Origin of the sequence: Bacillus basilensis (assembly GCF_050630465.1) — a bacterium.
GTDB lineage: Bacteria > Bacillota > Bacilli > Bacillales > Bacillaceae_G > Bacillus_A > Bacillus_A basilensis.
Map to the genome: position 1 here is coordinate 1 of NZ_JBNTQO010000027.1, position 12,823 is coordinate 12,823.

13 protein-coding genes are annotated in these 12,823 nt (G+C 34.3%); 10 read left to right on the top strand and 3 right to left on the bottom strand.

Going from position 1 to position 12,823, the window contains the following annotated elements:
- Positions 1-104 precede the first annotated feature (104 nt).
- Complete coding sequence (locus ACQVV1_RS27825; protein ID WP_242251524.1) at positions 105-1,010, bottom strand: DMT family transporter; 906 nt, start codon at positions 1,008-1,010, stop codon at positions 105-107.
- 97 nt (positions 1,011-1,107) lie between these two features.
- Here ACQVV1_RS27825 and ACQVV1_RS27830 point away from each other — a divergent pair, with 97 nt between their 5' ends.
- The 7 genes from ACQVV1_RS27830 to ACQVV1_RS27860 all read left to right on the top strand — a co-directional run bounded on the left by ACQVV1_RS27830 (position 1,108) and on the right by ACQVV1_RS27860 (position 7,082).
- Positions 1,108-1,977, top strand: a complete 870-nt coding sequence (locus ACQVV1_RS27830; RefSeq protein ID WP_063224229.1) for a LysR family transcriptional regulator — start codon at positions 1,108-1,110, stop codon at positions 1,975-1,977.
- A 120-nt stretch (positions 1,978-2,097) separates the two neighbouring features.
- Positions 2,098-2,529 (top strand): Rrf2 family transcriptional regulator, encoded by a 432-nt coding sequence (locus ACQVV1_RS27835; RefSeq protein WP_242251525.1) that lies wholly within the window; start codon positions 2,098-2,100, stop codon positions 2,527-2,529.
- 71 nt (positions 2,530-2,600) lie between these two features.
- Positions 2,601-3,251, top strand: coding sequence for a DsbA family oxidoreductase (locus ACQVV1_RS27840; RefSeq protein WP_063224227.1), 651 nt, complete (start codon positions 2,601-2,603; stop codon positions 3,249-3,251).
- Positions 3,252-3,308: 57 nt separating this feature from the next.
- Positions 3,309-3,911, top strand: a complete 603-nt coding sequence (locus ACQVV1_RS27845) for a nitroreductase family protein (protein WP_063224226.1) — start codon at positions 3,309-3,311, stop codon at positions 3,909-3,911.
- Positions 3,912-4,037: 126 nt separating this feature from the next.
- A complete protein-coding gene (locus ACQVV1_RS27850; RefSeq protein WP_000997344.1) occupies positions 4,038-4,169 on the top strand; it encodes a hypothetical protein in 132 nt (43 codons plus the stop codon).
- A 111-nt stretch (positions 4,170-4,280) separates the two neighbouring features.
- Entirely contained in the window at positions 4,281-5,891 is a 1,611-nt protein-coding gene (locus tag ACQVV1_RS27855) for an amidase family protein (protein WP_431169819.1), read from the top strand.
- A gap of 177 nt (positions 5,892-6,068) precedes the next feature.
- Positions 6,069-7,082, top strand: a complete 1,014-nt coding sequence (locus tag ACQVV1_RS27860) for an AI-2E family transporter (protein ID WP_098721736.1) — start codon at positions 6,069-6,071, stop codon at positions 7,080-7,082.
- Positions 7,083-7,136: 54 nt separating this feature from the next.
- Here the strand turns inward: ACQVV1_RS27860 and ACQVV1_RS27865 are convergent, their stop codons facing one another.
- Positions 7,137-8,081 (bottom strand): L-lactate dehydrogenase, encoded by a 945-nt coding sequence (locus tag ACQVV1_RS27865; RefSeq protein WP_060630460.1) that lies wholly within the window; start codon positions 8,079-8,081, stop codon positions 7,137-7,139.
- 201 nt (positions 8,082-8,282) lie between these two features.
- Between ACQVV1_RS27865 and ACQVV1_RS27870 the strand changes: the two genes are divergently transcribed.
- Together ACQVV1_RS27870 and ACQVV1_RS27875 are read left to right on the top strand one after the other, a co-directional pair.
- Entirely contained in the window at positions 8,283-9,719 is a 1,437-nt protein-coding gene (locus ACQVV1_RS27870) for a flavin monoamine oxidase family protein (protein ID WP_431169821.1), read from the top strand.
- Positions 9,720-9,823: 104 nt separating this feature from the next.
- Positions 9,824-10,747, top strand: coding sequence for a CobW family GTP-binding protein (locus ACQVV1_RS27875; RefSeq protein WP_063224222.1), 924 nt, complete (start codon positions 9,824-9,826; stop codon positions 10,745-10,747).
- A gap of 108 nt (positions 10,748-10,855) precedes the next feature.
- Here the strand turns inward: ACQVV1_RS27875 and ACQVV1_RS27880 are convergent, their stop codons facing one another.
- Entirely contained in the window at positions 10,856-11,851 is a 996-nt protein-coding gene (locus ACQVV1_RS27880) for an S-layer homology domain-containing protein (protein WP_242251529.1), read from the bottom strand.
- Between the two features lie 356 nt (positions 11,852-12,207).
- On the opposite strand from ACQVV1_RS27880, the gene ACQVV1_RS27885 reads away from it, so the two are divergent.
- Complete coding sequence (locus ACQVV1_RS27885; protein WP_242251530.1) at positions 12,208-12,813, top strand: TetR/AcrR family transcriptional regulator; 606 nt, start codon at positions 12,208-12,210, stop codon at positions 12,811-12,813.
- The last annotated feature ends 10 nt before the right edge of the window (positions 12,814-12,823 follow it).

A 12,823-nucleotide genomic window follows, 5' to 3' on the forward strand; every position in this document is an offset into this window, starting at 1 on the left:
CCCACAGAAAAATCCCCTCCATAGTAAACAGGTTAATGTGCTTTCTTTTTCCTGTCTACTATAAGGGGATCATATCAAAACAGTAGGCTCTTTCTTATGTTTATTTATTTCACTTCAACCCGCTGTCCTACAGTAAGTGTTTTCGGCTTTATATTTACGAAACAAATACTCACTACAATAAATAATAGTCCGATGAATAGGCTAATAGTAATGGCCTCATGTAAGAAAATTGAACTTACAATTATAGCGATTAGAGGAATGAGAAATGTATAAGCCCCAACTTTACTTGCTTCACCAGCTCCAACGAGTGTGAAGTATGCAAGCCACCCCATTGCAATAACAAAGAATGAAATAAATAGTAGTACACTAACAAATGGCATACTCCAAGCGATACTAGACCAACTTTCAAATTCTGAGCCAAATCCGACTAAACAAAGACCGCCGATCAGAAGCTGAAGTGTTACCATCCAAATGGCATTCACACGGTGACCAGTTTTCTTAATAAATACTGTTCCAAGTGCCCAGCCAATAGCACATCCTAATGCAAGAAGGATTCCAATGACAGAAATATGTCCAGTTAAACTACTAGAGCTAATAACTCCTACACCAATAAATCCGAGTACAAGCCCGAAAATTTTTAAACCGTACATTGATTCTTCAAGCCATATCCACGAGAAAATACCAAGTAAAACAGGTTGTAGAAATACGATGGCGGAAAATAGACCAGCAGGCATATATTGAAGACCAACAGTTTGTAACCCGTAAAATATAATGATGTTAAGTAAAGAAGAAATAACGTATAAATGCCAAGTTTCTTTTAAATGTAATTCTTTATATTTTGGTAGAGCGAAAAGGAGTAAAATGAATCCTCCAATTAAAGTTCGAATGCCTGCAAATAAAACGGGTGGTGTATAATGCAGGGCAAACTTAGATAAAGGCCAATTGATTCCCCACATAAAAACGAGGAAGGTAAGGATTATGGCCGTCTTAGTTCGAGAAAGCTGTGTCACTGTAAGACCTCCTTGATGTTATTCATTTCATTATGATATGATATCGGCTGTGATAAATAAAATGAATCTTTTTTATGAGGAGTATAAGTGATTAGTTATGACCATTACACAACTTCAAGTGTTAATAAAAACTGTTGAGTTAGGTAGTTTTACGAAGGCTGCCAGAGTGTTAAATATGACGCAGCCCGCGGTTAGCCATGCGATTTCAAGTATTGAGTTAGAATTAGGGGTTACGATTCTTATACGGGATAAACGAAAAGGGCTAATCGTTACCGATGTTGGAAATAGAATTCTTGTACATATTAGAGAAATTTTGAACGGTGTTGAGAAGATTGAACAAGAAGTTGCGATGGAGAAGGGGCACGAAGTTGGGACGATTCGAATTGGGAGTTTTCCGAGTGCTTCTGCCCATTTTTTACCCAAAATGATAAACCTTTTTAAGGAGAAGTATCCGAACTTAGAAGTCGTTCTTTGTGAAGGAACAATTAAAGAAGTTGAAGATTGGTTAGTATCGAGAGTTGTTGATATAGGAATTGTTATTTTGCCTAATAAAGATATGGAGATTGTCCCATTAACAAAGGGGAAAATGGTTGTTATCTTAAGAGAGGATCATCCTCTTTGTAAGAAGGACTCTATTGCAATTAATGATTTAGAGAATGAACCGATCATATTATGTAAGGGCGGATATGAACCACCCATTATCGATATGTTTAAACAAGCCAACGTACCACTTCGAGCTGAGTATATAATTTCGACAGTTACTACAGCTTTAAATATGATTCAAGAAGGATTAGGCATTGCAATATTAGCTGAATTATCTTTAACGAATTTACCCAAAAATGTGCAAACAAGAGAATTGGAACCACAAGTATGGAGAGAAATTGCTTTAGCTGTTCCTTCATTAAAGGATTCTTCAATCGCTGTGCAGCTATTTATTGAAGAATTTCAAGCGCTATTTGCAGAATAAAAAGAGGTGTCTCATATATCATAATGGGACACTTTTTAATTTGTTTATAAAAAATCTATGAAAAGGATTGACTTATCTTCTTGTTGTAACTATAATGATTACATCGAGGTGGTGATCATGATGAAAATTAGTAGCCGCTTTTCTATAGCTGTTCATATTTTATCTATTTTGAAAAACAATCCATCTTCAGTTTGTACTTCAGACTATATAGCTGAAAGTGTAAATACGAATCCAGTAGTCATTCGTAAAATTATGTCGTACTTGAAGCAAGTTGGTTTTGTTTACGTAAACCGAGGTCCAGGTGGCGCAGGGTTATTAAAGGATTTACATGAAATCACGTTGTTAGATGTGTATCATGCGGTAAATGTAGTGGAAGAGGATAAATTATTTCATATTCATGAGCAACCAAATCCAGATTGTCCAATTGGAGCAAATATTCAAGCTGTATTAGAAGTTATATTAATACAAGCGCAATCCGCGATGGAAGAAGTTTTGAGAAATATTACGATGGAGCAGCTGTTTGAAACTTTGCAAGAAAAAATGAATGCTTAAATAATATTTATATTTTTTTAATATAAATGTAACCTATACGGTTACAACTATAAAGGTAAGGTGTAAAAGTTATGACTGTAAAAATGAAAGTATACTCAGATTTTATATGTCCATTTTGTTTTTTAGCAAAAGGTCCATTAGATGAAGTAGCGAAAGAGAAAGATGTAGAAATTGAATGGATGCCATTTGAGTTGCGCCCAAGTCCCTATTCAAAAATAGATCCATGGAATGAGCCAGAAAAATTAGGTTCATGGGATGCTTTCATTCTTCCAACTGCGAAGAAATTAGGAATCGATATGCGTTTGCCACGTGTTTCTCCGCATCCATATACACATTTAGCTTTTGAAGGGTGTCAATTTGCGAAAGAACGTGGACTAGGAAATGAATATCATCACCGCGTATTCACAGCATTTTTCCAAGAAGAGCAAAACATTGAAGATATTGATGTGTTAACAAAATTAGCAGTAGAAGTAGGACTTCCTGAAGCTGAATTTAAAGATGCTTTAGTAACTCGCAAATATAAAGAAAAGCATCAAGAAGCAATACAGCATGCATATGATGAAGCGAATATTATGGCTGTTCCAACTGTCATGATTGGGGATGAAGTCATTCAAGGTCTTGCTAGTAAAGAAACGTTACAAAGAGTTATTGATAAAGAAATTGAAAAGGATAAAACAAATTCATTTGAAGGCATGCAATGTAGTACAGATGGATATTGCTAATTCGCTTGTTATGAAATAACAAAATAAATAATAAAACAAATATTTGGAGGAATTATTATGTCAGCAACTACAACAAACTTAAAAGAAGCAATCGTGAACCGTCGTTCCATTCGTAAAGTAACAAAAAATGATGCAATTACGAAAGAAAGAATTGAAGAAGTATTAAAAACAGCTTTACACGCACCAACATCTTTCAATATGCAAAGTGGTCGTATGGTTGTATTAATGGATGGAGAGCATGAAAAGTTTTGGGATATTGTTAAAGAAACACTAAGAGCCCGCGTACCAGCAGAAAACTTTGAAGCGACTGTAGAGAGATTAAAAGGTTTCCATGCAGGTGTTGGGACTGTGTTATTCTTTGAAGATCAAGCTACTGTAGAAAAAATGCAAGAAAATGCACCATTATATAAAGATCAGTTCCCATTCTGGTCTCATCAAGGAAATGCGATGTTACAACATACTGTGTGGATGCTATTATCTGCTGAAGGAATTGGGGCGTCATTACAACATTACAACCCAATCGTAGATGCTGAAGTGAAAGAAACTTGGAACATTCCGGCAGAGTGGAGCTTAGTAGGACAAATGCCATTTGGTGAACCAAACGAACAACCAGGAGAAAGAACGTTCTTGCCTACTGAAGATGTAGTGAGATTTTATTAAGAAATACAATATGTAACGAGAAGGAAGCTGTGCTTAAAAACAGCTTCCTTTTTTGTAGTGGTGTTAATTTATGCGCATTTAGGGAAGAAATATAAGAAATAATCCGGTGAGAAGGGAATTAGAAAAATGAATGATGAGAAAAAATATACAGTGGTAGGTACTGATGTTGAGGAAGTAAAGCGTTTAAATAAAAATTCAGGGTTAACGTATAATCAAGTGAAAGAAATGTTAGCGAAGCAAATGCAAAAAAAGAAGTAATTAGATTGAAATCTTTCATTTTTTCATTTAGCATTTTGATTGGAGAGAGTTAAGTAAAAGGTAACTCTCTTTTTCGTATAGCTAAGCATCTTATAGAGTGGAGGAAGCAACATGAAGAAATGGGTAAAGGTAACGCTGTCTATCGCTGGAGGCATTGTCTTATTAGTGTGTGCCGGCGGATATTACGTGTATAAAATTTTTTTTCCAAAGGAACCTGAGCGTATTGTATATGATAAAGAAAGAGTGTTGAAACCGATACATAATCAGCTTAAAGGAATCAATATAGAAAATGTAAAGATAAAAGAAAAAGAAGTCGTAAATGCGACTGTAGATGAGCTTCAAAAAATGATTGATGATGGAAAGTTGTCATATGAAGAATTAACGAGTATTTATCTCTTTAGAATACAAGAACATGATCAAAATGGAATATCATTAAATTCTGTTACAGAGATAAACCCTAATGCGATGGAAGAAGCAAGAAAGTTAGATCAAGAGCGAGGTAGAAACAAAAAGTCGAATTTATATGGTATTCCTGTCGTTGTAAAAGATAATGTACAGACGGAAAAAGTGATGCCGACTAGTGCAGGAACGTATGTATTAAAAGATTGGATTGCAGATGAGGATGCGACGATTGTGAAGAAGTTGAAAGAAGAAGGTGCTTTTGTTTTAGGAAAAGCGAATATGTCTGAATGGGCAAATTATTTATCCTTTACAATGCCTAGCGGATATAGCGGGAAAAAAGGACAAAATTTGAATCCGTACGGTCCGATTACGTTTGATACATCAGGATCAAGCTCTGGATCTGCTACAGTAGTTGCGGCAGATTTTGCGCCGCTTGCAATCGGGACAGAAACGACTGGATCAATTGTAGCACCAGCGACGCAGCAATCAGTAGTTGGATTACGTCCATCACTAGGTATGGTGAGTAGATCAGGCATTATTCCGTTAGCTGAAACGCTTGATACAGCAGGGCCGATGGCAAGAACGGTAAAGGATGCGGCAACGTTATTTAACGCAATGGTAAGTTATGATGAAAAAGATACTATGACAGAAAAAATGAAAGAAAAAGAAAGAATTGATTATACGAAGGATTTATCAATAGATGGATTGAAAGGGAAAAAAATAGGGGTTCTTTTTTCAATAGATCAACAAGATGAGAATAGAAAGAAAGTAGCAGAAAAGATTAGAAAAGACCTTCAAGATGCAGGTGCGATATTGACTGATGATATTCAGTTAAACAGCGAGGGTGTAGATAATCTGCAAACATTAGAATATGAATTCAAACATAATGTTAACGATTATTTTTCACAGCAAAAAAATGTACCGGTAAAATCGTTAGAAGAGATTATAGCGTTTAATAAAAAGGATAGTAATAGACGAATAAAATATGGACAAACATTAATTGAGGCGTCTGAAAAATCTGTTATAACGAAAGATGAGTTTGAAAAAGTAGTGCAAACGAGTCAAGAAAATGCAAGAAAAGAGCTAGATAGATATTTAGTAGAAAAAGGTTTGGATGCTTTAGTTATGATTAACAACGATGAAGTTCTTCTATCAGCTGTAGCTGGCTATCCAGAATTAGCGGTGTCAGCAGGATATGATAACAATGGAGAGCCAGTAGGTGCAGTGTTTGTCGGGAAGCAATTCGGTGAGAAGGAACTGTTCAATATTGGTTATGCGTATGAACAGCAGTCTAAAAATAGAAAACCACCTGAATTGTAAAAGGGTAAACGAAAAAAAGAGCTCCATTGAAGTAAGTAGGTGGCTAATGTAAATAGAATCTAACAATATAAAAAGAAAAAAAGGATTCTTTCTAATTAGTAAGAAAGATTGTCTATAGAAGTTCATAAAATGTAATATATTCAATTTCCATCCACTGAAGGGGGAGGTTAAATCTTAATGAATGAAGTGAAAAATTTCTTTCGAAGTAGAGGGTTTCAACGGTTTCTCGTTTTAATAATAGTAGCGTTAGTATTATATGGATTAAAAAGTATGATCAATTTAATATTAATTACGTTTATACTGACATTTTTAATGGATCGTTTTCAACGTTTTATTTCAAAGAAATTGAAAGTGAATCGGAAAATTGTTATCGCCTGTTTGTATATCATATTAGTTTCCTTTATTGGCACGACATTGTATAAATATTTACCTGTGTTAACGATACAAATTTCACAATTGATTTATCAATTTAAATTGTTTTTTCAAAACCCACCTGATAATGAAATCATTAAATATGCACTTTCGACAATTAACGGAATGGAAGTATCAAAATATATAGAACAAGGTGTAGATGTCATATATCAATCGATTGCAAATATAGGAAAAGTCAGTTTGCAAATATTACTCTCACTTATTTTAAGTTTATTTTTCTTGTTAGAAAAAGAACGCATAATATCATTTACTTCGAAATTTAAAGATAGTAGTCTGAAGGTTTTTTATGAGGAGATTGCATATTTTGGTGAAAGGTTTGCAAGATCGTTCGGTAAAGTAATTGAAGCGCAGTTTTTAATTGCAGTTGTAAATTGTATTCTTACTGTCATTGCATTAATTGTTTTAGGATTTCCGCAGCTTCTCGTATTAGCTGTCATGATTTTCTTACTTGGATTAATCCCTGTTGCCGGGGTAATCATTTCCTTGTTTCCACTTTGTATTATTGCATATAACGTAGGCGGAGTTATGTACGTTGTATACATACTTGTGTTCATTACAGTAATCCATGCTCTTGAAAGTTATTTTTTAAACCCGAAGTTTATGTCTGCGAAAACGAATTTACCAATCTTTTATACATTTATGATTCTCATCTTTTCAGAACATTTCCTCGGAATCTGGGGGCTTATTATCGGGATACCAATCTTCATCTTTTTCTTAGATGTACTTGATGTAAATAATGAGGAATCGATTAAAAAATAGAAAATAAACAAAAAAGCAATCCAAAATAAATTGGATTGCTTTTTATTATGCATATTAAAGAACTGGAGCCATTGTTTCTTTCAGCACTTGAACAGAGTGATCGAATTTTAATTCTTCTTCTTCGCTTAATTCTACTTCTAAAATTTCACGAACACCGCTGCGATTTAATACAGCAGGTACACCGATATACACATCTTTTTGACCGTATTGACCTTCCAAATATGCTGAGACAGTTAATACACTATTTTCGTCGTTTAAAATCGCTTTAGTAACACGTAAAAGTGACATACCAATACCATAGTAAGTTGCGCCTTTTCGCTCGATAATATGGTAAGCTGCATCACGAACGTTTATGAAGATTTTGTCTAAATCTTCTTGTGTGTATGTGTTGTCTTTATCAAGAAGCGTTTGTAGTTTTTGAATACCAACTGATACGTGACTCCAAACAGGAAGTTCGGTATCACCATGTTCACCGATTATATAAGCATGAATGTTGTGTGGACCAATATTGAAGTACTCACCTAACATATAGCGGAAACGAGCAGAATCAAGTGTTGTACCAGAACCAATTACGCGTTCTTTCGGTAAACCAGATTCTTTCCAAGTTACGTAAGTTAAAATATCGACAGGGTTAGTTGCGATTAAGAAAATACCATCAAATCCGCTATCCATAATGCTACGAACGATTTGTTTGAAGATTTTCGCGTTTTTCTCAACTAAATCTAAACGTGTTTCGCCTGGTTTTTGTGGTAATCCAGCCGTAATGACTACAAGATCAGCATCTTTACAATCTTCGTAGCTGCCTTTCCATACTCTAGTTGGAGCTGGAGCAAATGGAACTGCATGACTTAAATCCATTGCTTCTCCTTCAGCTTTTGCCTCGTTTACATCAACTAAAACAAATTCTTCAGCTACAGCTTGGTTAATCATGCAGTAAGCATAACTACATCCAACTGCTCCTGTTCCTACTAATACAACACGGTTAATACCTTTTTTCATTTCAAAATTCCTCGCAATTTCATTGATTTTATTATGTAAGATAATACGTCTTACTTCTATAGATTTATATCTAGTTTATTACATTTTATAAAAGATATTCAAGTATTTGAAAATGTATCCGTGCAATTTCTTGCATAAAACATAGGAAGTAAGTTAACCGAATATAATGCAATAAAATCCTTTATTGAAGGGGAAAAGGCCATGATGCAGCCATTAACGATGGAAAGAATGCTTCATATTATTAATGTGGGGCTCGTTAAAACGAAGAATCCAAAGCAGATTATTATTGTTGGTGCAGGAATTTCAGGATTAGTTGCAGCATCGTTATTGAAAGAAGCAGGGCATAAAGTAACAATTTTAGAAGCGAATAATCGAATAGGCGGAAGAATATATACGATCCGTGAACCGTTTAGCAGAGGTTTATATTTTAATGCAGGACCAATGCGAATTCCTGATACACACAAGTTAACTTTAGCTTACATTCGTAAATTCAAATTACCGTTAAATCTTTTTATAAATAAAACCGCTTCAGATATTATTTATACGAATAATATTAAAACGAGATTAAGCATATTCGAAAAAAATCCAAGTATACTTGGATATCCTATTTTAGAGAGCGAAAAAGGTAAAACGGCAGAAGAGTTAATGTTAGAGGTATTAGAACCGATTCTAAATTATATTAAGAAAGATCCTAATAAGAATTGGAGTATTGTTGAGAAAAAGTATAAAGCATATTCGCTCGGCACATTTTTAACTGAATATTATTCAGACGGTGCAATAGATATGATTGGTGTACTTCTTGATATGGAAGCGTATATGGGAATGTCTTTAATTGAAGTATTACGAGAAATGGTCTTCTTTACTTCAACGACGAAATATTATGAGATAACGGGCGGGATAGATGCATTACCAAAAGCATTTTTATCGCAGTTAAATGAGAATATATTTATGCGGTATAAGGTTGAAAAAATTATACAAGAAAATAGCAAAGTGATGATGCAAGTAAACCATGAACAAACTATTGAGAGATTTATGGTTACAGGTGATGTTGCAATTGTTACGATCCCATTTTCAGCTTTACGTTTTGTTGAAATTCAGCCTTACAATCTATTCTCTTATTATAAAAGACGAGCAATTCGTGAATTAAATTATATTGCTGCAACTAAAATTGCGATAGAGTTTAAAAGTAGATTTTGGGAAAGAGTGGGGCAATGTGGCGGTAAATCTATTACAGATTTACCTATACGGTTTACATATTATCCGAGTTATGGCATTCATACACCAGGGGCAGCTACCGTTTTAGCGAGTTATACGTGGGCAGATGAGGCGTTAACATGGGATAGTTTACCGAATAGTAAACGCATTCGTTATGTATTAAAAAATTTAGCGGAAATATACGGTGACATCGTTTATAGTGAGTTTGTTACAGGGGCATCTTTTAGCTGGAGTCAAAATCCGTATTCTTGCGGCGCATTTACAGCTTTCGAACCGGGCCAAGAACTCGAGTTATTTCCGTATATTACACCACCATCTGGGAAAGTGCATTTTGCCGGAGAGCATACGACATTAACACATGGGTGGATGCAAGGAGCAATAGAGTCTGGAATTCGAGTTGCATATGAAGTAAATGAACAGTGAAGATATATTTACAAATCACCACTCTTTTAATAAAATAATAAATATAAATCGTAATTATTACGCTTTGAATACGTTTTGAAATAAAGAAATGGATGGTTGATCAAATGAATAAAGTAGAAATTCATATATTAGGTGGCTTTTTAGGTAGTGGAAAATCAACATTATTACAAAATTTATTGTTAGCGGAGAAAAAGAAGAATAGAAAAGTTGCAGTGTTGATGAATGAGATTGGTGAGTACTCAGTAGATACAGATATTATTGGAAAAGAGAATGTTTTAAGGGAGCTTCTTAAAGGGTGTATTTGTTGTACGCTAAAAGAAGAGCTTGAAATACAATTACATTCGTTATATCAGCAAGAAAGACCAGATGTCATTTATATAGAAACGACAGGTGTTGCGCATCCAATTGAAGTGTTAGATGCATGTGTATCACCAATTTTAGCACCTTTCCTAGAAGTGAAATCAATAGTAGTCGTTTTAGATGCAGTAAGGTGGTTAAATCGAAGTGTATTAAGTGCAAACGTTCAGCAATTATTACATGAGCAATTGAAGTTTGGTAGCCATATTTTAATTAATAAATCAGATTTACTAACATTTGCGGATAAGAACAAAGTAATTGAAGAAGTGAAAGCAATAAATAATCATGCGAAATTGTTTGAAACAAAGTATTGTAATATATCTTTAGAGGATATAGAAGAAGTTGAATTTACGAATGATGGGGAACATGAGACACTACATGTAAAACAGCATTTACATATACAAACGATGACATATCAATTTACGAAATCAATTGATCAAGATAAATTATACGAATGGCTTTCGAATTTACCAGATAGTATTTATCGTGTGAAAGGTTTTGTGAAATTTCATGGGGACAAATATCCTCACTTATTCCAATACTCGTTCGGGGTACCGACTTTACTGGAACAAGACTTCGGTTTCCCAACGAACCTGGTAGTAATAGGGGAAGGGCTAGATAAGAAACAATTGGCTGAAGGGTTAGAGAAAGTGGAACTTAATTCTAATTAAGGTTAAAGGAGCTGCTCCACAAGTCGGTGAAACCGACTTGTGGGCAGCCTTTTTATTTCTTATGAGTAACCATTTAGCTACTTGTATTCATGTTAAATAGTCACTCTTTTAGTATTTTCGTTTTCCAAGATAAACATTTACACTAGTACTAGAGTCTCTTCTAAATTCAATTTTGCGACCATCTAATTCTATTGTTCGAGAGCTTGCAGTAGGATTTTTAATTAGACTATACAGATAATCTGCTTTAGTTGGTAGTAGTGTATTTAGGATTTTTTTCACCGGCTCGTTTAATACAGGATCATCACTATGAATAGACATTCTATATGCACTGTCATCATAGGGAGAAAAATTAAAATGCATAATGCCATCATATGTTTGACCAGTTTTACTGAATACATAGCTATAATCGGTTTTTAAAAACCCAGAATCAATCAGTATATTCTCAATTTCTTTATACTTATCCTCATCTTTCGCAGGAATAGAATCAGGAACAAAATGAGGACTTACATTAATTGTGCTATACATAAACTTTGCAAATTGTTCTCTTGTTACATTCAGTTTCCCGCCATATTGATAGTTTCCAATTCCGTTTGTAATACCATTACTATACAATGAACGAACAGAGTTTGTTGCCCAATGATTATTTGGAACATCATAGAAAAGATCGTTTGTTTTTACAGGTAAATGAAACGCTTTTTGTAAGATAACAGCCATTTCATATCGAGTTAATGTATCATCAGGTCTAAACTTGTCAGTGTTATTGTCCCCTGTCATGATTCCTTTTTGAGCAACTGCTTTAATATTGTTTTCAAACATATGCCCATGAATATCAGAGAAATGTTTACTTATAGATCCGGTATTTTCTAGTTTTAAGTATCTTGAAATAATCGCAGCTACTTGCCCACGAGTTACATTGTCCCCAAATCCAAATTTTCCGTTACCATAACCATTCATGACCTTTTGTTCAGTTAAATGGTCAATCGAATCTTCAGACCAATGCCCTTTTGGTACATCGATGAAACGTTCAGTTTGTGCATGAGCATTCGTTGCGCCGAATAATGTGGCGGTAATTAAGCCTGTTGCAAGTACATGTTTAAAATTCATTATGATTCCTCCTAAGTATATAAAACAATAGTTTCTCACTCATATCCGATGCTTATAAGTGATAATCAATTATATATTATATTACTATATTACGGTTTTGTAAAATACGGATTTACTTTCATAATATTGCTTAAATGTATATGTTGTTATGAGAGGGCGGGAAGTGTAAAAAAGTCAACTGACGAGGCATTTATATGTTCTGATTAGGAATGCGTTATAAAATTCTCACTAATTAATAGCTAGTCAAAAAAGCCAATCTTTATTGGGTTATAGAAAAACAGTTGCAGATTTTGTCTAACGATAATAATTGTAAAATTCAGAAATATATTTATAATCAAATCTAAGAGGTGATTCAGGTGTCAGAAAAAACAATAATGGATGTAAAAAACTTAACAACAAAAGGGTTAGAAACGAGAGAGAAGTTATTGTGTGCTGCAGAAGAGGTGTTTGGTAGTAAAGGGTATTACGAGGCTTCTATCGTGAATATTACACAAGAAGCAAAGGTAGCGCACGGAACTTTCTATAATTACTTTCCATCTAAAAAAGATATATTTGATGAATTAATTCGCAGATTGAACCGTGAGTTACGCTTAATTATTAAAGAAGAAATGAAGGGGATATCAAGTTACGAAGAGGCACAAAGAAGAGGTTTTCAAGCATTTTTTCGATGGGTGAAAGATCGTCCTAATCTATATAACATTGTACAACAGGCGGTAGTTGTTGATGATAACTTATATAGATGGTACTATGCAAAGCTCGCAAATGGATTTTTAAAAAGTTTATCAGCTGGTATGGAAGCGGGAGAGTTTAAACAACTTGATAAAGAAACAATTGCGTATTGTCTTATGTCAATTGGTCAATTTCTAGGAATGCGATGGGGTTATTGGGAAGAGAAAGATGTTCCGGAAGATGTATTTGAAGCAGCGATGTCATTAATATTTGAAGGATTGAGAAAGAGATAAGGGAGTGGGG